The organism is Cytobacillus sp. MT66, assembly GCF_058792595.1.
The window spans coordinates 94,500-113,189 of the sequence record NZ_JBXAFB010000013.1 but is presented as its reverse complement, the minus strand read 5'-3'; the positions used below and the strand labels follow the sequence as shown (position 1 = coordinate 113,189).

Annotated in this window: 18 protein-coding genes, 11 tRNA genes and 1 rRNA gene; 2 read left to right on the top strand and 28 right to left on the bottom strand. The window is 40.7% G+C overall.

The window, feature by feature from the left end:
• The 13 genes from AC1Q59_RS20050 to AC1Q59_RS19990 all read right to left on the bottom strand — a co-directional run.
• A 16S ribosomal RNA gene (locus AC1Q59_RS20050) occupies positions 1 to 61 on the bottom strand; the annotation flags it as partial.
• Between the two features lie 89 nt (positions 62 to 150).
• Positions 151 to 224 (bottom strand) — tRNA-Gly (locus AC1Q59_RS20045).
• A gap of 19 nt (positions 225 to 243) precedes the next feature.
• Positions 244 to 320: transfer RNA gene (locus AC1Q59_RS20040), tRNA-Pro, on the bottom strand.
• Between the two features lie 14 nt (positions 321 to 334).
• Positions 335 to 411: transfer RNA gene (locus tag AC1Q59_RS20035), tRNA-Arg, on the bottom strand.
• 38 nt (positions 412 to 449) lie between these two features.
• Positions 450 to 535: transfer RNA gene (locus tag AC1Q59_RS20030), tRNA-Leu, on the bottom strand.
• A gap of 60 nt (positions 536 to 595) precedes the next feature.
• Positions 596 to 680, bottom strand: a tRNA-Leu gene (locus tag AC1Q59_RS20025).
• A gap of 10 nt (positions 681 to 690) precedes the next feature.
• Positions 691 to 766, bottom strand: a tRNA-Lys gene (locus tag AC1Q59_RS20020).
• A 51-nt stretch (positions 767 to 817) separates the two neighbouring features.
• Positions 818 to 892 (bottom strand) — tRNA-Gln (locus tag AC1Q59_RS20015).
• Positions 893 to 902: 10 nt separating this feature from the next.
• A tRNA-Asp gene (locus tag AC1Q59_RS20010) sits at positions 903 to 979 on the bottom strand.
• 17 nt (positions 980 to 996) lie between these two features.
• Positions 997 to 1,068: transfer RNA gene (locus AC1Q59_RS20005), tRNA-Glu, on the bottom strand.
• A 13-nt stretch (positions 1,069 to 1,081) separates the two neighbouring features.
• Positions 1,082 to 1,172: transfer RNA gene (locus AC1Q59_RS20000), tRNA-Ser, on the bottom strand.
• 5 nt (positions 1,173 to 1,177) lie between these two features.
• Positions 1,178 to 1,252: transfer RNA gene (locus AC1Q59_RS19995), tRNA-Asn, on the bottom strand.
• Positions 1,253 to 1,404: 152 nt separating this feature from the next.
• Positions 1,405 to 1,878, bottom strand: coding sequence for a SprT family protein (locus tag AC1Q59_RS19990; RefSeq protein ID WP_492367630.1), 474 nt, complete (start codon positions 1,876 to 1,878; stop codon positions 1,405 to 1,407).
• A gap of 105 nt (positions 1,879 to 1,983) precedes the next feature.
• Here AC1Q59_RS19990 and cmpA point away from each other — a divergent pair, with 105 nt between their 5' ends.
• Complete coding sequence (cmpA, locus tag AC1Q59_RS19985) at positions 1,984 to 2,097, top strand: cortex morphogenetic protein CmpA (protein WP_492367629.1); 114 nt, start codon at positions 1,984 to 1,986, stop codon at positions 2,095 to 2,097.
• A gap of 75 nt (positions 2,098 to 2,172) precedes the next feature.
• Here cmpA and AC1Q59_RS19980 read toward each other — a convergent pair whose 3' ends face one another.
• From AC1Q59_RS19980 to acpS, 9 genes are all read right to left on the bottom strand, one after another.
• Positions 2,173 to 4,347, bottom strand: a complete 2,175-nt coding sequence (locus AC1Q59_RS19980; RefSeq protein WP_492367628.1) for a Tex family protein — start codon at positions 4,345 to 4,347, stop codon at positions 2,173 to 2,175.
• 111 nt (positions 4,348 to 4,458) lie between these two features.
• Positions 4,459 to 5,250 carry an RNA polymerase sigma factor SigB gene (sigB, locus tag AC1Q59_RS19975; protein WP_492367627.1) on the bottom strand — a complete coding sequence of 264 codons (792 nt, stop codon included), beginning with the start codon at positions 5,248 to 5,250 and terminating at the stop codon, positions 4,459 to 4,461.
• The gene (gene rsbW / locus AC1Q59_RS19970) at positions 5,228 to 5,701 is read right to left on the bottom strand and encodes an anti-sigma B factor RsbW (RefSeq protein WP_492367626.1); all 474 of its coding nucleotides are present in this window, start codon (positions 5,699 to 5,701) and stop codon (positions 5,228 to 5,230) included. Before rsbW ends, sigB begins: the two co-directional genes overlap by 23 nt.
• Positions 5,698 to 6,030: an STAS domain-containing protein gene (locus tag AC1Q59_RS19965; RefSeq protein WP_492367625.1), complete on the bottom strand. Its 333-nt coding sequence runs from the start codon at positions 6,028 to 6,030 to the stop codon at positions 5,698 to 5,700. The genes rsbW and AC1Q59_RS19965 overlap by 4 nt, the downstream gene beginning before the upstream one ends.
• A 239-nt stretch (positions 6,031 to 6,269) precedes the next feature.
• Positions 6,270 to 6,620 (bottom strand): type II toxin-antitoxin system endoribonuclease NdoA, encoded by a 351-nt coding sequence (ndoA, locus tag AC1Q59_RS19960; protein ID WP_492367624.1) that lies wholly within the window; start codon positions 6,618 to 6,620, stop codon positions 6,270 to 6,272.
• Between the two features lie 4 nt (positions 6,621 to 6,624).
• Positions 6,625 to 6,906: a CopG family ribbon-helix-helix protein gene (locus tag AC1Q59_RS19955; RefSeq protein ID WP_492367623.1), complete on the bottom strand. Its 282-nt coding sequence runs from the start codon at positions 6,904 to 6,906 to the stop codon at positions 6,625 to 6,627.
• 230 nt (positions 6,907 to 7,136) lie between these two features.
• The gene (alr, locus tag AC1Q59_RS19950; RefSeq protein ID WP_492367622.1) at positions 7,137 to 8,294 is read right to left on the bottom strand and encodes an alanine racemase; all 1,158 of its coding nucleotides are present in this window, start codon (positions 8,292 to 8,294) and stop codon (positions 7,137 to 7,139) included.
• Positions 8,295 to 8,444: 150 nt separating this feature from the next.
• The gene (locus AC1Q59_RS19945; RefSeq protein WP_492367621.1) at positions 8,445 to 9,452 is read right to left on the bottom strand and encodes a LolA family protein; all 1,008 of its coding nucleotides are present in this window, start codon (positions 9,450 to 9,452) and stop codon (positions 8,445 to 8,447) included.
• Positions 9,453 to 9,718: 266 nt separating this feature from the next.
• On the bottom strand, positions 9,719 to 10,069 hold the full coding sequence (acpS, locus tag AC1Q59_RS19940) for a holo-ACP synthase (RefSeq protein ID WP_492367620.1): 351 nt from the start codon (positions 10,067 to 10,069) through the stop codon (positions 9,719 to 9,721).
• A gap of 81 nt (positions 10,070 to 10,150) precedes the next feature.
• Here acpS and AC1Q59_RS19935 point away from each other — a divergent pair, with 81 nt between their 5' ends.
• Positions 10,151 to 10,744 carry a rhomboid family intramembrane serine protease gene (locus AC1Q59_RS19935; RefSeq protein WP_492367619.1) on the top strand — a complete coding sequence of 198 codons (594 nt, stop codon included), beginning with the start codon at positions 10,151 to 10,153 and terminating at the stop codon, positions 10,742 to 10,744.
• Positions 10,745 to 10,965: 221 nt separating this feature from the next.
• On the opposite strand, the gene AC1Q59_RS19930 is transcribed toward AC1Q59_RS19935, so the two are convergent.
• From AC1Q59_RS19930 to AC1Q59_RS19905, 6 genes are all read right to left on the bottom strand, one after another.
• A complete protein-coding gene (locus AC1Q59_RS19930; protein ID WP_492367618.1) occupies positions 10,966 to 11,964 on the bottom strand; it encodes a methyl-accepting chemotaxis protein in 999 nt (332 codons plus the stop codon).
• A 42-nt stretch (positions 11,965 to 12,006) separates the two neighbouring features.
• The gene (locus AC1Q59_RS19925; protein ID WP_492367617.1) at positions 12,007 to 13,431 is read right to left on the bottom strand and encodes a PH domain-containing protein; all 1,425 of its coding nucleotides are present in this window, start codon (positions 13,429 to 13,431) and stop codon (positions 12,007 to 12,009) included.
• Positions 13,424 to 13,903, bottom strand: coding sequence for a PH domain-containing protein (locus AC1Q59_RS19920; RefSeq protein WP_492367616.1), 480 nt, complete (start codon positions 13,901 to 13,903; stop codon positions 13,424 to 13,426). The genes AC1Q59_RS19925 and AC1Q59_RS19920 overlap by 8 nt, the downstream gene beginning before the upstream one ends.
• A 139-nt stretch (positions 13,904 to 14,042) precedes the next feature.
• A complete protein-coding gene (gene cshA, locus AC1Q59_RS19915; protein WP_492367615.1) occupies positions 14,043 to 15,500 on the bottom strand; it encodes a degradosome RNA helicase CshA in 1,458 nt (485 codons plus the stop codon).
• 461 nt (positions 15,501 to 15,961) lie between these two features.
• Positions 15,962 to 17,332 (bottom strand): UDP-N-acetylmuramoyl-tripeptide--D-alanyl-D-alanine ligase, encoded by a 1,371-nt coding sequence (locus AC1Q59_RS19910; protein ID WP_492367614.1) that lies wholly within the window; start codon positions 17,330 to 17,332, stop codon positions 15,962 to 15,964.
• A 63-nt stretch (positions 17,333 to 17,395) separates the two neighbouring features.
• Entirely contained in the window at positions 17,396 to 18,478 is a 1,083-nt protein-coding gene (locus AC1Q59_RS19905) for a D-alanine--D-alanine ligase (RefSeq protein WP_492367613.1), read from the bottom strand.
• Between the last annotated feature and the right edge of the window lie 212 nt (positions 18,479 to 18,690).

Here is an 18,690-nt window from a genome sequence, read left to right as displayed (position 1 = left end):
CTTGCATGTATTAGGCACGCCGCCAGCGTTCGTCCTGAGCCAGGATCAAACTCTCCAATAAAGAGTTGATATAGCTCGGTTTTTAGTCCCATAAGGGACAAATAATTTACGTTGGCGTTTCTGTTTCGTTTAGTTTTCAAAGAACTATTTTGGAGCGGGTGATGGGAATCGAACCCACGACAACAGCTTGGAAGGCTGTAGTTTTACCACTAAACTACACCCGCATAATATAAAAGATATCAATGGTCGGGAAGACAGGATTCGAACCTGCGACCCCTTGGTCCCAAACCAAGTGCTCTACCAAGCTGAGCTACTTCCCGTAAAATAAATATCATGGCGCGCCCGAAAGGAGTCGAACCCATAACCTTCTGATCCGTAGTCAGACGCTCTATCCAATTGAGCTACGGGCGCTAAATTAATAGCGTTTCACTAACCGTAAAACATATAGCTGGTGCGGCCGAGAGGACTTGAACCTCCACGGGGTTGCCCCCACTAGGCCCTCAACCTAGCGCGTCTGCCATTCCGCCACGACCGCATTTGATCGGCGACAAATAATATTATACCATAATCACCGGAAATCTCAAGTGGAAAATCATGGTGCGGGTGAAGGGAGTCGAACCCCCACGCCTTGCGGCGCCAGATCCTAAGTCTGGTGCGTCTGCCAATTCCGCCACACCCGCAATATTTTAATGGTGAGCCATGAAGGACTCGAACCTTCGACCCTCTGATTAAAAGTCAGATGCTCTACCGACTGAGCTAATGGCTCGAATGAAAATTGCATCATATCTATTGATGATTGAAGACAGATGCTCAAAAATGGCTGGGCTAGCAGGATTCGAACCTACGAATGACGGAGTCAAAGTCCGTTGCCTTACCGCTTGGCTATAGCCCATTCATGTAAATGGCGGTCCGGACGGGACTCGAACCCGCGACCTCCTGCGTGACAGGCAGGCATTCTAACCAGCTGAACTACCGGACCATCAACAATTTTTAAAATGACCCGTACGGGATTCGAACCCGTGTTACCGCCGTGAAAGGGCGGTGTCTTAACCGCTTGACCAACGGGCCATATATGAATATCTGGCGGAGAAGGAGGGATTTGAACCCTCGCGCCGCTTACGCGACCTACACCCTTAGCAGGGGCGCCTCTTCAGCCTCTTGAGTACTTCCCCAAAAATGGCTCCGCAGGTAGGATTCGAACCTACGACCGATCGGTTAACAGCCGATAGCTCTACCACTGAGCTACTGCGGAATAATAATAATTTACAAGCTATTTAAGCATGTTTTAAAAGCCTTTCAGCTTATCGACTCTTACAATTATAAAAACCTCAACAACAATTGTCAATATTTTTTTGCTAAGTTTTATCGTGTTAACAGGCTAGGTTTTATACTATAAACTACACCTTATCCTATTGTCAATTCCCTTTTCATAATTAATTTTCCTTTGCATATTCCGCACACATATTTTTGGGTATTAATTTTTCTTTTCCGCTGATAGACTTGACCGCATTCTTTGCAGACATAAATAAGTATTCTTTTGCTCCCCTTTTTGTTTTCCTTTTCAGGCAACGGCGAGCAAAATCTCGGCGCTCCTACCTTCTGCATCAGTTGTCTGAAATCCTGGTCCCGGTGCTTGTACCCTTTTCCCTCGAGATGTAGGTGATAATGACAAAGCTCGTGCTTAATGATGCCGATGACCTCATTGTGTCCCAGCTGTTCTAAATACTTGGGGTTTATTTCAATGTTATGGCTGCCTAGCATATATCTGCCGCCGGTGGTCCTTAATCTTGGATTAAAGCATGCTTTATGTAAAAAATTTTTCCCAAAGCTTTCCCAAGATATCTCCTCTACTAGTCTTTGCAAATCCTGCTCATCCATAATTTTTTCCCCTTTAAAAATATGAAAAAAGTAAACATGACAACCTATTATAGCATAAATTATATATACCCTCTTCTTTGGAGAATACATCAGGGAGGTAGACAGATGCCTACATGGTTTCAAAACCAGATGAAGCGCGCTTTCTTTGAAAAGGACCGATATCAAATTAAACTTCTAAACCAATGCTGGTTCTTTTATAGAAAAAAGCATTGTTCATAAGAAATTCTTCAGCCTAGCCAGGAATGGTGCTGGAAGAAGAAAAGAAGGCGCTAAAAGAACAAGCGCCTTCAACATCTATTCATTCGGCGGTAGCATCGTTAGCGATACTCTTCCTTTGTGTTTATCAACAGAATCGACCCAGACAGTCACAACATCTCCTACCGAAACAATATCTAATGGATGTTTAACAAATTTATTGCTCAGCTTTGAAATATGAACAAGCCCATCTTGTTTGACGCCAATATCAACAAACGCGCCAAAATCAACAACATTTCTTACTGTCCCTTGGAGCTCCATGCCAGGCGTAAGATCTTCCAGCTGCAGGACATCCTTTTTCAGAAGCGGTTTTGGCAGTTCATCCCGAGGATCTCTTTCAGGCTTTACTAAAGCATCAATAATATCCTTTAGGGTTAATTCACCAATACCTAATTCCTTAGCTGTATCGGAAATATCCAAACCCGATAAAGAGGCTTTTAGCTCTTCCGAACCCAAATCGCTTGATTGAAATCCTGCCTTCTTAAGCAGTTTATTTACCTCAGAATAACTTTCAGGGTGGATTCCTGTCCGATCTAGAGGTTCACCGCCATCAATAATTCTTAAGAATCCAATGGCCTGTTCATAGGTTTTTGCTCCAAGGCGGGGGATTTTTTTCAGCTGGCTGCGATTTGAAAACTTTCCATCTTCCTCACGTTTTTTCACAATATTATTCGCAACGGCTTTAGATAGTCCTGATACATACTGAAGAAGGGCTGATGAAGCCGTATTTACATTGACCCCTACCTGGTTAACAGCTGTTTCCACAACAAAAGTCAGTGATTCTGACAGCCTTTTTTGCGAAACATCATGCTGGTATTGACCTACTCCAACTGACTTTGGATCAATTTTCACCAGTTCGGCTAATGGATCCTGCAGCCGTCGTGCAATGGAAACTGCACTTCTTTCTTCAACGTGCAGATCCGGGAACTCTTCTCTTGCAAGATCAGATGCTGAATAGACACTAGCTCCGGCTTCATTGACAATTAAATAATAAATATCATTAAAGTCTTTTAATATTTCGGCAATGAACTGTTCTGTTTCCCTCGAAGCCGTTCCATTTCCAATTGCGACCATTTCAACTTTATAAGTTTTTAGCATATCGATGATTTGCTTTTTCGCGTCCTGCCTTTTTGAAACAGGCGGGTGCGGATAAATGACTGATATCTTTAGGACCTTTCCAGTTTCATCTACAACGGCAAGCTTACAGCCTGTCCGATAGGCAGGGTCCACACCTAAAACAATCTTCCCTTTTAAAGGAGGCTGCAATAATAAATTCCGAAGATTCTCAGAGAAAATTAAAATTGCCTGTTCCTCCGCCTTCTCTGTTAATTCATTCCGGATTTCCCTTTCGATAGATGGCTGAATTAACCGTTTATATCCATCCTCATAAGCTTCCTTAACATGAGAAGCCGCTTCTGATTGTTCATTTTTAATCCACTTTTTATGAAGGTATTTCAGAATAAACTCATTATCTGGCTTTACACTGATGCGCAAGACCCCTTCTTTTTCTCCGCGGTTTAAGGCCAAAATGCGGTGAGGAACAATTTTAGCGATTGGCTCTTCATACGCATAGTACATTTCATAGACATTCTTTTCATCTATGGTTTTATCTTTTATCTCAGATTCAATTGTTCCTGATTTTGCTGTCTGATGGCGGATCCACTTTCTGCTCTCTGGATCATCAGACACATATTCAGCGATAATGTCTTTCGCTCCTGCTATGGCATCAGCAATAGATGAAACCTCTTTTTCCTCAGAGAGAAATTCACTGGCTTTGTCCTCCACAGAAACAGAAAGAGGAAAGGTTAAAAGCCATTGGGCAAACGGCTCCAATCCCTTTTCCTTTGCAATCGTTGCTTTTGTCCTTCGCTTTTGCTTATAAGGCCTGTACAGATCCTCTACTTCCTGCATTTTAGCGGCTTTTTCGATAGCTTTTTTCAGTTCATCAGTTAATTTTCCCTGTTCATCAATTAAGCGGATAACCTCAGTTTTACGCTGTTCAAGGTTTTGTATGTACTGCCAGCGCTCCATGATATCACGTATCTGCACTTCATCCAAAGCACCCGTCTGTTCTTTCCGATAACGGGCAATAAAAGGAACTGTGTTTCCCTCATCAAGCAGGCCGATGGTATTTTTGACCTGTTTTCGTGAAATGGACAGCTCAGATGCAATTTTGCCAAATATTTCGTCCTGTTTATGTAGTGTTGTTTCCAAAAAGCTTACCTCCAGCACATTTAGTCCCTTTTATTTTACCAATCAAATAAAAGCCTGCCCACCTCATCCTGAGCAAGCTGTATTCATATATCTATAATTGCCAAATAATCATTAACCGATTTCAAAATTACTCGATTCTTCATAAATTGCATCTCTTAATTTCTTTATGGCTCTTCTTTGCAGCCTCGAAACATGCATTTGTGATATGTTTAATTTCTCTCCGGCATCTTTCTGGCTCATATTTTCCAAAAACGTATATTGAATTATTTCTTTTTCCCGTTCGGTCAGTACATGCAGCGCCTTTTCTAAAACGAGAAGCTGATTTATCTTTTCATATCCTTCATCTACACTTCCCACAATATCATGTAAAGTAATAGTTCCCCCTTCTGAGTCAGCATCAATTGAATGATCCACAGAAAGCGCCTGATAGCTTTTGCCCATTTCAATTGCTTCAAGCACTTCTTCTTCAGACACACCAATCTCAATGGCAATTTCTTGGATTTTTGGGGACCTTTGCAAACGAGTAGTCAATTCTTCAATGGCAGATTTAATTTTTGGGCCTAATTCCTTAATCCTTCTTGGCACATGGACACTCCATGTTTTATCACGCATGAACCGTTTTATTTCACCAATAATCGTTGGAATAGCAAAGGCTTCAAAGCTTTTACCGTACGACTCATCATATCTCCGAATAGCGCCAAGCAGTCCAAGAAGCCCAACCTGTAAAAGGTCTTCATGAAAGGATTTCCCTCTGGAATATTTCCTTGCGATAGATTCAACAAGATTTCGATAATGCTGTACAAGCATCTCCTGGGCATTCTCATCCTTATGAAGCTGATAGGCTTTAATTAAATCATTTATTTCCTCTTTGGTTTTTAGATTAGGTTGAGAATGTTTTTTCATTCCTCTCCACCCGCTCTCCTTCTAGATACTTAATCATGAAGACTGTTACGCCATCTTTATTATGGATTCTCACCTCATCCATGAGGGATTCAATTAAATATAAGCCCAAGCCTCCTTCGCGCAAAAATTCAACTGAATCATCCCGATTATATTTTCCGATCCGCTGCTTGGCAGCCAAAAAATCAAAGCTCTTTCCGTTATCGGCCACCATAACCTCGAGGCGATTTTCGTACAATCCAAATCCGACAACAATCTCACCTTGCTCATTTTGCTTGTAGGCATGCTGTACCGCATTCGTGCAGGCTTCGCTTGCAGCAATTTTTATATCTTCAATATCTTCATAGGCAAATCCCATCCGGCTGGAGATTCCTGAAAGCGTTAGACGAACAACCCCGACATATTCCGGTTTAGCCGGAATTTTAATCTCAATATAATCAAAGGATTGACTCAATTTGCTTCACCTTCTAACTGAGTTTCTAAATCAATAATATTGGCTAGACCTGTGATCTCAAAAAGTTTCATTAACCGATCTGATAAGCCTGTAATTTTAAATTTCCCATTATTAGACCGAACATTTTTAAACACCCCTACAAAAACTCCCAGTCCTGTGCTATCCAGGTAGGAAACCTTTGAAAGGTCAATAACCATATTGATTTCCTCTTTTTCAGTTAAAGGAAATAGTTCTTCACGAAGCTTTGGGGCGGTATATGCGTCAAGCTCTCCGCCAACTTGAACCCTAACAGTCTTTCCATCCTCATTGATATTGATTGATATATTCATGACTGACCCACCTCTTTACATATCAATTGCCATTTACTTACCCTTTATTATCTATGTATAAACATCATATCAAATAAATTCCTATTTTTTAAAAAAGACCCTATCTGCTGCAAAAGTATGCCCAAATGGATAAAAAAAGACAAGCATATAGATGCTTGCCTTTGAAGAATTAAATAATAGTATAAAAACCTTTTTTAAACAAAACGAAAACGCCCCATTATTAGAGCGTAATTGTCATATTAGAATTCGATAAGACCCAGGCTAATCTGTAGAGCCTCATCTACCTTTTCCATCATTTCGCTGTCCAGATGGGTGATCTTATCGGTTAAACGCTGTTTGTCAATTGTACGAATTTGCTCTAATAAGATGACTGAATCCCGTTCAAAGCCATACCGTTTCGCATCAATTTCAACATGAGTAGGCAGCTTAGCTTTCTGAATTTGAGCAGTGATTGCTGCAATAATTACTGTGGGACTAAACCGATTCCCGATGTCGTTTTGGATGACAAGCACTGGACGGACGCCACCTTGTTCTGAACCAACAACTGGGGATAGGTCTGCAAAATAAACGTCGCCACGTTTTACAATCAAGGGATTACCCTCCGCTTACTAGACGTTCAACTGTATGTTCTGCCTCGAATTCTGCTTGGAATGCTTCAGATGCAATCGTCAAGTTTATTTTCGCCATCTCCATATAGCCACGTCTCATGGATTCACGAATCTGTCTTCTTTTCCGTTCGCGTAAATACATTTTCGTTGCCTGATAAATGAATTCACTGCGATTTACGTTTTCCTGCTTTACAAAGCCATCCAACTCGGTAATAAGATGTTGCGGTAATTTTACCATGATCTCCGTTGTTGCGCTGGACTCAGACACAAACAAACACCTCCACCATCACTACACACCATTTTTATTCTACCATTTTTAATATTATCATCATTCCTGCCCAATGCAAAGGGGATTTGATAATTCTTTTGTATTATGGGCTTAAATTTTATGCTTTTATGCATGATTTTTGTTATGATGCCAATTTATATATATCCAGGAAATTTGAAAACATGATAAAATTTTTTGTTCTGTTAATATTGACCTTTTCAAAGCCTCATTTATAAGATCGAATTGATAATCCCGGCCGTTTTGCCGTCTTTTCTATACACTCTCGGGATCCTTGTACCGATCATGCAGGTGATTTCGTAATTGATGGTCTCAAGCTTTTGCGCTATTTCATCAACCGTTATTTCGGCATTTTCCTGCTGTCCGATCAGTGTAGCCAGTGTTCCTGCTGGTACTTCCTTTGGCAGTCTGATCATACATTGATCCATACAAATTCTTCCGACAATCTGAACCCGCTCCCCGTTTACCAGAACCTCTTGTCCCTGCAGTTTCCGTATCCATCCATCAGCATATCCGATTGGCAGCGTGCCAATCCATTCATCTTCACTTGCTTCATAGGTTGCACCATAGCTAATTTTGCTTCCTTTTGGCACCTTTTTCACAAGGACGATTTTAGTATGAAGGGCAAATGCCTGCTTCAATGGAAAAGGCAGCTCACCTGCGATTTCAGGCGAGGGCGATAATCCATACATAGCTATCCCCATTCTGACCGCATTCAAATGGGTTTCAGGGAATCTTAAAGACGCCGCGCTGTTCCCGGAATGAATCATTTCTGGCCTAACTTTAAACCAAGAGATCATTTCTTTAAACTTCTGCATCTGCTGCTGAAAATAACTCGTATCAAGCTCGTCCGCTGTAGCAAAATGTGTGAAAGCTCCCTCAATATGAATTCGGGAATCCCGGGCAGCAGCAGCTTCAATTCCCTCTAGCTCTTCTTTGCTTCGTATTCCAATTCGGCCCATCCCCGTATCAAGCTTAAGATGAACAGCTAATTCTTGATTTTCTTGAAGGTGACTTTTCGCAGTTTCCATCCATTGTGCCTGATAGGCAGTAAGCGTGATGTGATGTTTTGCAGCAATGCTGCTATCCTCTGGCCGGCTGGCGCCTAGAACCAGGATTGGTGCCGCAATTCCTTTCTTCCTGAGTGCAAGGGCCTCGTCCAGAAAGGCCACGGCTAAATAGGATGCACCAGATTCTAAAGCGGTTTGAGCTACAGCTTCATCACCATGCCCATACGCATTGGCTTTAACTACAGCTATTATTTGTACATTAGTTGGCAGCATCTTTTTCAAGCTTTTTACATTATATGAGATATGGTCAAGGTTTATTTCCGCCCATGTATCCCGGTAGAAGGAAGATTGACTATCCATGATTTTCTCCATCCTTTAATTTGGGTCTTTTTTATATCTTCGATTATCAAACTAAAAGATAAGGGATGTCAATAAGGAAAGCGGAGCGCCTGGAGTGTCTTCCAAAAAAATAAAGGGCCCTTTTTTAAAAGAGCCCTCACAAGAAAGTTCTTATTTAACCATGCCTTCTTGAACAGAGCGTGCAACCATTACAAGCTCATCCTCTGATAATTCATTAGAAGCGAGCATATAATCCACACCCTGGTAAGTCCAAGAAACAACATTATCTGAAAGTGCACCGATCGTAAAGCCTAAATCAATCGGCTCCCCTTTAACTGTTGTAAGTGAAGATACAGGCATTACAGTAGCTTGTTCCTGTACAAGAGTAAATGACTTTTCCCCATCATATGTTAAAATGACACGTTTTCCATCTTCAGTGTCTACTTCTTTTTGATCAATTAGCTTAGCATCAAGCAGCTCTGAAGGATATTTAACAGAAAACTCTTTATCGCTTGGCTCTGCCATCACAGGAACTGACAACTGAGCACTTGTCATATTCTTTTTCATGTCAAAGTCTGATTTATCAAAGCTTGCATTAAATTTAACATCTGTAAATTCTACAGTAACCAGTGCATTCTTATCTGGATCCATTACTTTTACGCTTACAGGAGATAAATCAGATTTCTTCAGCTTGATTTCTTGTGTTGGAAGCATCTGATTGTTTTGGTATCTTGTTTTTGTTTCAAATACATAATGATCCTTGGCAGCTGTAAACTTGGCCTCTTTATCTTCCATAATATCTTTAACTAATGATTCATATAAGTAGGCCTGGCTGCTGTTTTGCGGCCAATCGCTTTGGAAACGGAAGCTTTTATTTAATGCTGGTGTAAGTACAAATACTCCCTCATCATTGCGAAGAATCATTTGACTTTGATCCTTTTGCGGATTTTTCAGATTAACTCTGTAATAGGACGGATCCTTATGCCATACTTCAATTTCATAGGTCTGCCCCTCAGCACCCATTTTAAGAGTCATAGTGGCATTAGCCTTATAGCTCTTCATTTCCTCAACCTTTTTATTCAATTCCTTAGTGACATCAGCCTGCGATTTTGCTCCGCAAGCAGATAATACAAGAATAGCCAGAAGCCCAGCGAGCAGCAAAAACCACTTTCTCCTCATTCTTTCAACCCCTTTTGGTATGTTTCAACGTACTTGTCTCCTATTGCACTATGAATATATGAGACAACCTTTCGAAATATGCTAGGGGTGATGACAAGCTTTAAATTTTTTTCTTTGTAACCGTTGGCTTCCACTTCAGGCGCTACGCTTTCCGTGGGCGTTTCGGGGAACCTCCTCGTCGCCTTGCTCCTGCGGGGTCTCCCCTAAACCGTACTCCCACAGGAGTCTTCGCGCCTTTTCGTTCCAGCCAACTCAGTTCGCATAAGCTACTCTTCTATTATTACTTGAGCCACAGCATATTCCCTGCTATGGGAAATAGATAGGTGGACACCCTTTTTTAGGGGTTTTACGATGAACGGCTTTCCGTTTTCATCTTTTTCAATTTCTATATCTAAAAAAGAAAGGCTTTTGCCGATTCCGGTTCCGTATGCCTTGGAGAAGGCTTCTTTGGCCGAAAATCTCCCTGCAAGGAATTCAGTTTTTCTTTCATCTGTCAATTCATTAAAAACGGACCTTTCTTTTTCAGTTAGGATTCGGTCAGCAAACTTTTCCTGTCTGTGGTAAATTTTTTTTATTCTCTGCACTTCAACAATATCTATTCCAATGCCTGAAATCATTTTTCATCTTCCTTCTATTTATTTTTACGAAAGCATAAACAATATTATAAGATGTCTATAAAAAGTGTTAAGGAGAGCTGCATGTTTACAAGAACAGAAAGTTTTAAGGAATTTTTACGCTTTTATCCGATTGTTTCTGTCATTGTCGCTATTCATATTACTCTGTATCTGCTTACCATTTTACCGATATTTCCTAATTTGTGGTTTTATGAACATTTCGCAGGGGTAAATCTTTATATCGCTAAGGGCGAGTATTGGCGGCTTTTAACTCCTGTCTTTATGCATGGGAGCTTTTCTCATATGCTATTCAATAGTTTTTCCCTTATTCTATTCGGCCCTGCCCTTGAACAGATGCAAGGGAAAGGTAAATTTATCTTTATTTATATTCTTTCAGGAATTGCCGCTAATCTTGCCACCTATCTCATCGAACCATTAACTTATGTTCATGTTGGTTCAAGCGGAGCTATTTTTGGCTTGTTTGGGTACTTTGCTGCCATTACTGTTTTCAAAAAGGAGCTTATTTCTAAAGCAAACTCTCAAACCATCATTACAATTACAATTGTTGCCTTAATTATGACCTTTTTACAGCCAAATATTAATATCATCGCACATTTATTTGGTCTTCTTGCAGGTTTTTTACTAGGTGTCATGATATTAAAAAGCAATAAAAGATAGGCTCTGATAAATTTGACCGTTGATTTCCTCTCCAGGCGCTTCGCTTTCCGGGGGGCGTTTTGCGAGCCTCCTCGGAGCACACGCTCCTGCGGGGTCTCACTTCAACGCTGATCCCCCAGGAGTCTACGCGCCTGCAGCGAAGATCAACTTAGCGGTTAAATTTAGCATTAAGCTTAAATACAGCTAAAAGATAAAAAAGAGGCTATTTCAGCCTCTTTTTTTCATGAACTAATCTTCTCCTCATGTTCTTTGAGAAGTTTTCCCCAGTTATTCAGCTCACTGATTTGTTTAATGCCGTCCTCTAGCTTTTCGTCTACTACACTCGCATCATTAATATGCCTAATTATCATTTCATTTGCTTCCTCAAAGGTGGCCTTTGTGCCCTTAAGCTCATTCATCACTTGGTTTGAACAGTCTCTTTGTTCTTCAATTGTGCTGATAACATCATTTACCTTTGATTGAACATCGTTCATCACGGTAAGAATATAATCAATTTTACCGGTGGTATCTGCGCTTAGCTGTATTCCATCTTCAATGAGCCCCGTACTCAACTTCGTTGACTGGAGTGAACCTTCGATATCCTTTTGGATATTTTGTGTCAGCACACTAATATTATGGGTGCTTTCCGCTGTATTTTCTGCAAGCTTACGGACTTCTTCTGCTACAACCGCAAAGCCCTTTCCATGCTCGCCAGCTCTTGCCGCCTCAATAGAGGCATTCAGCGCTAATAAATTCGTTTGATCCGCAATCTCCTTAATGACTTTAACAATCATTTCTATTTCCTTTGAACGCTCATTTAATTGGTTCATTTTCATTGAGGTCTCAGTTAATTGCTCCCCCAGCTTTGCAATCAAGCCTTCCACCTTGCTGACTGAATCTCTTCCTTCATTGGACTTTTGAACCATGTCAACAGAGGATTCAATCAGGCTTTTTCCCATTTCATGCAATCCCATTGATTTATCGTATGATCTCTTACTAATGTCATTTACTGTTTCAAAGCGTTCCATGATTTTGCCGACCAAATCTGCAAGGACATTATGCTGGCCGTTCACCATTTCATGCTGCTGTATCGTAAAATTTAATTCATTGAAAAAGTTATCAACAAAGCTGTTAAGATATTCTTCATTTTGCTGTGCTTTTTCGAGGAACCCCTTAAGCTGTCTTTTTAAATCTGCGTTTTCCTGTTCTAATTCGGTAGCCTTCTTTTTGGAGCCAAACATAAAATCACCTCTAATGTATTTTTTGAGACTATAATGAATGCATTATTTTGTATAGGAATACCATTTATACGAGGCTAGCACATCTTCTTTATCCAGATCCTTAACCTTGCCGCCAGAACCGCCCAAGCCAGACAGAACAGAGGCACGAATAGTAGCTAAATTCCCTCTTCTTTGGAAGATACTTTCATGCATGCTCAAGGATTGAATTTTGTTTCTCTTCATCATTACAGTATTTTTAATAATAGTTCGATACCTTAAAGTCAGCTGCTGGTGATGAATATTCCAGCCAGCATCCCTGTAGGAGATGAATGACCAAAGGAACGATAAAAGAAGAATAGGTATGGCTGCGAGCAATCCCCACGGGCGAAAAAACGTGACCAAAGCAGCTATTACCGGCAGAACAATTAGCAGCCCTCTTACTGCATACCTTCCTAGAGCTCTTTTGGGAGCTTGCCTAATAACTGGTTCAAGCTCATAGTCAGCCAGGTGCTCAGATAATAGACTCGCGACACAATTTTTCTTAATGACCGGTAAAGCCATTACCTTGGCATTTTCTTTATCGGCATTAGATCCCCCAGCACTTTCCATATATACCGTACAAAGCCCCAATGGCTGTCTGATTAGGTTTTCGCTTATCCTAACCGCCTGAACCCTCTGCAAGGGTATCGTCAGCTGCCTCTTTTCCAGCAGCCCCCTTGAGATTATTAGCTCCTCATCCTTCTTAATAAGGGTAAAACCGGAATACTTAATCATTGTTCCAATTAAGGCAATCAGCCAGGCAATCAAAAAGCCGATAAATATGATTATGCTGATGAAAAAAATACCGTCAGATACAACATCCTCGATGCCGCGAAAAATTTGTTCATAAGGAATAAATTCTTCAAATTGAAAGACAAAGGCCAAAACAGCGGACAGCACCACACCTACCCCGCCAGACGTAGAGGCAAGCAGGAAAAGCTCCTGCAGTGAAATTTTATAAAGGATTTGTTCACAGCCTTTTTCAAAAGCGCGATCCTCCTTTTCCCGTGAGTCACGCTTAGCAAAAAAGACAATTTCCTTTATACTATTAGCCTCTTCTTTCGAAACTGCCGTGAGCACCGCTTCCGCTTCATTGGATCCTCCGGCTGTTTCCACCTTTACTTTCACTAAACCAAACAGCCGCTGAAGAATCCCCTCAGATAAATCCAAGCTTTGTATTCTTTCAAATGGAATATATCTTTTCTTGCGGACAAAAACCCCGTATTCAATCCTTAGTTCCCCTTCTTCTAAGCGGTAGGTATATCTCAGCCAGGTTAAAATTCCGGATATGAGAACAAACGCAAGGATAACAACGGAAATCACGAGCTGAAATATATCGCTTCTGCTCCCGAACACCACAAACACCAAAAATGGAATAATTAATTCCTTTATTTGCTTCAAGCAGTTGGCGATAGTAGAAACCGGATGAAGCCTTCTAGGTTCAGACATCCTCATCAGCCACCCTCGCAAGGTTGGATATAAAAAACCTAAGCTCTTCCGCTTCATCAATTTCCAATGCTGGGATCTCATGAACCGTTGCAGCTGTTGAAATAGCTACAGTTGCCAAACGGTATTTCCTCAAAAGCGGTCCTTGCCGTGTATCCACATGCTGTACCCGAATCATCGGCACCAGGGTCCGTTTGATCACAATGACCCCAGACATGAGTTCAATTTCATTTTCCCGAACCTCATACCTCCAGCGGCGCCATTTTAAAGAAGGAATCAACATCACAAATATGTATATAAAGGCCGCAAAAAACAGTAGTGCAGCACCAACAATCCACATCGGCCAATCAAAAGCGATCGTCAGCCCTATCACTCCTCCAGCAAGCAAAAAAGCAAAAATACTCAGGAGGGCACCAGAAATTCTCCAGACAGATAAAGCTTTTGCCGATATTCTTTTCTGCGGTTCAAGTACCATTAAAACCCTCCCCCAAATACATAATTCTGATTCTTCTTAAGTATATTACATTTGACCTATTTTGGCATTTGTAGAATTTCGCAATTTAAAAATATCCATAAAAAAAGAGAGAACACGCTTAGTGCTCTCTCTTAGATGATTAATATTGTTTTGATCTTTGTCCGCTATTGCGTTCTGTGCGTTTTCCTGAATGGCTTTTTCTTGAACGTACAGGGGCTTTTTGTCTGCCTCTTTGATTGTATGATTTGCGGTCATCATTTCGGCGTTCCCTTTTCATCGGAAGCGGTCTTTCCTCTGTTAGTTTAACAGGAGTTGTATCTGGTTCTTTTGTCAGCATTTTTAATACCGCTTGAACAACAGTTGTTGCATCCTGCTGTTCGAGAAGCTCTTCTGCTGCTTGTTTATAATACTGAAGATTATTTGCTTCAATTGATTGCAGAATGCGTTCCATAACTGCCCGCTGCTGCCCTTCTAAAGCCTCATCCAATGTTGGCGGCTTCATCTTATCCATCTTTCTCTTTGTCGTCTTTTCAACCACTTGCAAATAAGATTTTTCCCGTGGAGTAATAAGTGTCATCGCTACCCCTGTTTTACCAGCACGGCCTGTTCTGCCGATTCGGTGAACATAACTTTCAGGGTCCTGCGGGATATCAAAGTTGTATACGTGAGTAACGCCAGAAATATCAAGACCTCGGGCAGCTACATCTGTTGCCACAAGAACATCAATGGAGCCTTCCTTGAATTTTCTTAATACAGACATGCGTTTTGCCTGGCTTAAATCCCCGTGAATCCCTTCCGCATTGTAACCTCTTAGATTTAATGCTTCAGATAACTCATCTACTCTTCTTTTTGTGCGGCCAAATACAATGGCAAGCTCTGGGGATTGAATATCAAGAAGTCTTGATAGAATATCGAATTTGCTTCTTTCCTGAACCTCAATATAATACTGTTCAATTTGCGGAACAGTCATTTCTTTTGTTTTCACTCGAACGACTTGAGGATCTTTCATAAACCTTTCAGCCATACGCTGGATAGGCGCAGGCATGGTTGCTGAGAAGAGTAATGTTTGGCGTTCTTCAGGAATTTTTGACAAAATCGCTTCGATATCCTCAATAAATCCCATGTTCAGCATTTCATCCGCTTCATCAAGAATGGCAGTCTGAACATTTTCTAACTTCAATGTTCTGCGGTTTATATGGTCCAAAAGACGTCCAGGTGTACCAACAATAATATGAGGTTTATTTTTTAGCGCACGAATTTGACGGTTGATATCCTGTCCGCCGTAAATTGCCAATACACGAATTCTCTTGCCATAGCCAATTTTGTATAATTCCTCTGAAACTTGGATAGCAAGCTCACGTGTAGGTGCAATAACAATCCCCTGGATAACATCTTTGTCTAGGTCAATTTTATCAATCATCGGAATTCCAAACGCTGCAGTTTTTCCTGTCCCCGTTTGTGCTTGTCCGATTAAATCCTTATTTTCAAGGCTTAGTGGAATCGTTTGCGTTTGAATAGGGGTAGCCTCTTCAAACCCCATTCTTTTTAAAGATTTCATTGTTGCAGAGCTAATGCCCAGATCTTGAAACTTTGTCAATGTTTTCATTCTCCTTCTAAATACTGTTAAATATTATTTTATAGTAAGGGAAATTCTCCTTGAATAAGCTATGAGTGTACTCTTCTAGACAATATAACGGCTGAGAAATTGCAGAGAAGAGTTCACTCACAGCCTATAACCTTCTGAAAAAATTAGGCGGGAATCTGATCATTTATAGTATGCCTGTTCCGGCGACATATCATGAGAAGCGAATTAAATTTTGAACAAAATCGTGTTCCACACCGGCTTAGTTCGATAAGAAAGTGAAAAAAGACATTCTCCAAAAGGAGTATGTCCAAGTTTCAAAAGGAATTCCAATTTGTTGCTAAATTTTATTTTAACATTTCACGAGGATGATTGCAACGTGGCAAGGTGGTTTAAACAAGGTTATATTTTGTATGAACTGGGAAAGGTTCCAATATAAATGCCTTATTTTGGAACCTTTGGTTTTATCTTTTTCACTAAAGCTCTTTAACAATTTCCTCTAACCTCATACCTCTTGAAGCTTTTACCAATACGATTGTCTCTTCATCGACATAATTCTTTAGCGTTTCAATAAGCTGCTGTTTATCCATAAAGGAAAAGACCCGCTCCGAAGGCAGTCTGGTCAATGCACCTTTGGCAATAAACTCGGCAAGTTTTCCAAATGTGAACACATAGCTGATTTTTTCCGGATCAATGGACTCGCCTATTTTTAAATGAAAATCTTTTTCAGATGGCCCCAATTCCAGCATATCACCAAGAATGAGGATTTTCCGCTTATATCCAGGCAGATTTGAAATAAGTTCTATCGCTGCATGCATCGAAGTTGGACTTGCATTATAAGCGTCATTAATGATCTTTTCGCCCTTTTGTCCCTGAGTTAATTCTGTTCTCATATTTGTCAGCTTTAGCCCCGCAAAGCCATCATTCATTTTTTCAAAAGAAACCCCAAAATGCTCTGCTGCTGTCATCGCTGCTATGGCATTTAAAACATTATGAATCCCTAATACAGGCAGATAAAATTCTATGGAAGAAGCATTAATTCTAAATGCGCTTCCTGTATCACTTTGTTCAATGGCCACTGGGTACCAGTCGTTTTTTCCGCTTCTGCCGAAGGTCTTCATTGAAATATGGTTTAGGCAATTTTCCGCATGTTTTTCCAATAAAGGTTCATCCCCGTTATAAACAAGCAGCCCGTTCTCTTTTAACCCGTTTACAATTTCCCATTTTGCTTCAGCTATTCCTTCCCTTGAACCGAGATCAAGCAAATGGGACTCGCCGATATTTGTGATGATCGCCGCTTCCGGCTGTGCCAGCTGGGTAAGAAAATCAATTTCTCCCTTGCTGCTCATGCCCATCTCTAGAACCGCCACCTGGGTATCCTCATCTAATCCCAGAATTGTCAAGGGGAGCCCAATTTCATTATTATAATTTCCTTCTGTTTTCTGAACTTTATATTTGAGCGACAGGAGGTTGGCCGTTATGTCTTTCGTTGTCGTTTTCCCATTGCTTCCTGTAATGCCAATTATCCTGACATCGAGCTGATTTCGATAGCTCCTTGCCAGTTCCTGTAATGCAATTAATGTATTTTCAACGATTAAAATCGGCAAATGCTCTGGCGGATTAGGAACATCCTTTTGCCAAATCGCCGCAGCTGCCCCTTTTTTAATTGCATCCTCAACAAATCGATGACCATCCGAATGTTCACCTTTAAAAGGAACAAATAAATTACCGGCACCTATCTTTCTTGAATCAATGCTTATACCGTTTATCTCTAATTCATGAAACTCTGCTATATCATTTTCTATCTTTATCATTTGAGAAACTTCCAACAGGGTTTTCCTGATCATATGCAAGCCCTCCCTTTTTAATTTATGTATATAAGAAACACGGCATATATGCCGTGTTTCCTGCTATTCTAATGTATATCTAATCTGCTGCTTTTCAGCATGCTTTTCTATCGCTAATTGAACAAGGCGTTCAATTAGCTGCGGGTAATCAACACCTGTATGCTTCCATAGCAGCGGAAACATGCTGAATGGTGTAAAGCCTGGCATTGTATTTACCTCGTTAATATACCATTTTCCTTCTCGGCTTAAAAAGAAGTCTGCACGGACTAGTCCGGAGCAATCCAAAGACTTAAACGCAGTAATCGCCATTTCCTTTAATTCGCAATACTCTTTATTGCTAATTTCTGCTGGAATAATTAAGGCTGTATTTCCATCCTGATATTTTGCCTTATAATCGTAAAAATCCTTTTTAGGAACAATTTCTCCAGGCACTGAACATTCTGGAGCATCATTGCCCAAGACACCAACTTCAATTTCTCTCGCTTGTACGCCCTCTTCAATGATAATTTTACGATCATATTGGAAAGCTTCAGCAAATGCCTGTTCTAATTCCGCTCTGTTGGTGCATTTACTTATGCCTACGCTTGATCCAAGGTTTGCCGGTTTTACAAAACATGGGTAGCCAAGTTCGCTTTCAACCTTCTGATAGGCATTTTCCTTCTCATTTTCCCACTCACTGCGAATAAACCAGTTATATTTCACTTGAGGAAGCCCCGCATGTGAGAATATATTTTTCATGATTACTTTATCCATTCCTGCAGAAGAGGAAAGAACGCCATTTCCAACATACGGGAGGTTTAAAAGCTCTAACAATCCCTGAACTGTTCCATCTTCCCCATTTGGGCCATGAAGCAGCGGGAAGATGACATCAAATGAACTGTCTTGCTGATCGCCTGACTGAAAAATAGCCGGTGCCAACACCGCAGGGGACAAAGCTTCTTCGCCGGAAAACGCAAGCTCTTTTACGTTTTCAACGGGTTCAGATAACTGGGGTCCCTTATTCCAGCTTCCTTCCTTTGTAATATATATAGGGTGTATTTCAAATTTTTCTAAATCCAGCGCCTTTATAACGGCCATAGCTGTCTGCATGGATACCTCATGCTCAGCTGACTTTCCGCCATACAATAAACCAATTTTCGTTTTCATAAGTACTTGGAACCTCCAATTCTCAAATCACTACCTATTTTAACACTACACATAATAATAAAGGGAGTGATTAAGGTGTGATTTATTGAGGAATTTTTTCATAATCATGACAAAAGCCCGCCACTTTATATTTATGAAATAGACTAGCTCAGCGAAACCTTTATTTTTGTTCCTTGCTTATCTAATCATCCATTCCCTCTCATTTAATTATT